At 74.9% G+C, this 1,550-nt stretch carries 1 pseudogene; it reads left to right on the top strand.

Annotated elements, in window-relative coordinates:
• Positions 1–1,123, top strand: a pseudogene (locus GT030_RS04715) (hypothetical protein); the annotation flags it as partial.
• Between the last annotated feature and the right edge of the window lie 427 nt (positions 1,124–1,550).

Raw genomic sequence — 1,550 nt, 5'->3', positions numbered from 1 at the left:
GGCCCGTGGGGTGTACGCGGCGCTCGGCCGGGTCGCCCGGCTGCTGCTGCGGGGCTGCCGTGAGCATGCCGCGCTGATGGAGCGCGGGGTCGCCACGGCCGCCGCCGAGCGCGCCCACGCGGTGGACTACGGCCCCCGGATCGCCGCCCAGGAGCAGGTCGGCCTGGCGTACGCGGGCTGGGACCGGCTGCTGACCAAGGTGGCGCTGCCCGCCTGGCGGATGGGCCGCTGGCCGTCCCGGCTGGACGTGGGCGTGGCCGCCGCGCTGACCGAGCTGTCCCGGCGCGACCGGCTGGCCGACGGCTTCGCCGCCCGGCTCGGCGAGCGCCCGGCGTGCGATCTGCTGGAGGAGCCCGGCGCGGTGGACGAGGCGGTGTCCCTGCTCACCGCCCGCCTCTTCCATGGCGGCCCGGCGGAGTCGGGCCCCAGCTGGGCGCCGGTGGACTGGCAGGCGTACCCGGAGGAGGTCGTGGACCGCACCTGGCGCGCGGAGGCGGCCCGGCTGCACCGGGTACTGGACTCCCTGGGCGTCAGCCCCAGCCTGGACCCGGCCACCCCCGACCCCGGCGGCCCGACGCTGGCCCGCGTCCTGGACCACCTCGCCGAGCCCGCCGCCGACACCGCCCCCACGGTCCCGGCACCCACCGCTCCCCTCGACAACGAAGACAACGGAAACAACGCGAACACCCCCGACAGGGCAGACGCCGACCCCGACCCCGCCACCGAGCGCAGCGCCCTCCTCGCCGCCGGCCTCAGCGCGGCCCTCGCCCGCGAGGAGCGCGAGGAGAGCGCCGTACCGCGGGGGGCGAGGGCCCAGGGCCCCGACAGCGCGCTCTGGGAGGACGGCGATCTGCCGCTGTTCCCGCTCCAGCCCCCGCGCACCGGACGCGAACTGCTCGCCGCGCACATCACCGCGATGATCTGCTGCGCGGCCGTCGACACCGCCGGAGCCGCCCCCGGCCTGGACTGGCTGGACGGCCCCACCCTGCTGCTGGACGGCGAGCGCGCCGCCGACCTCACCCCCAAGGTGCTCAGCCTGATCGAGGAGGGCGATCCGGCCCCGCTGCGCGCCTGGCTGGCCGAGTCCGGGATACGGCCGGAGAAGCCGGTCCGGCTGGTCTGAGCCAAGCGGCACAGAAGTCGTCACCGGGCACCAGGAGTCCCGGCCGTCCACCGATGTAACGGAGCAGTCCCTTCCACTTCAGGCCAATTCACAACGAACAGTGACCGGAGTCGTGCGTTATGTGATGTGCTGGGACCGACACGCACATGGCACGGGCATACGACATACGCCCGCACGGCCGAGCGATCCGGCGCACCGAGCACACCCGAGACGGCAGGCGACGACACCGGGTTCCGGTCCTGGCACCACAGACAACGCCATCACGGCAACGGGGGACACGAGGGAGGGGGCGTCCATGACCTCGGAGCACATCCGCCGGTGGGAGTCGGGAGCGCTCGCGCACGCCGTCACCGATCCCTTCGGCCTGGGCCCGGTGCCCTGGCTGCGCGGCAGTGAGACCTACTTCGACGACACCGGACACGTGGTG

This window comes from Streptomyces sp. SID1328 (assembly GCF_009865595.1).
Lineage (GTDB): Bacteria > Actinomycetota > Actinomycetes > Streptomycetales > Streptomycetaceae > Streptomyces > Streptomyces griseoluteus.
Note: the sequence above shows the minus strand (reverse complement) of the source record. Positions and strands in the feature narration are given on the sequence as shown.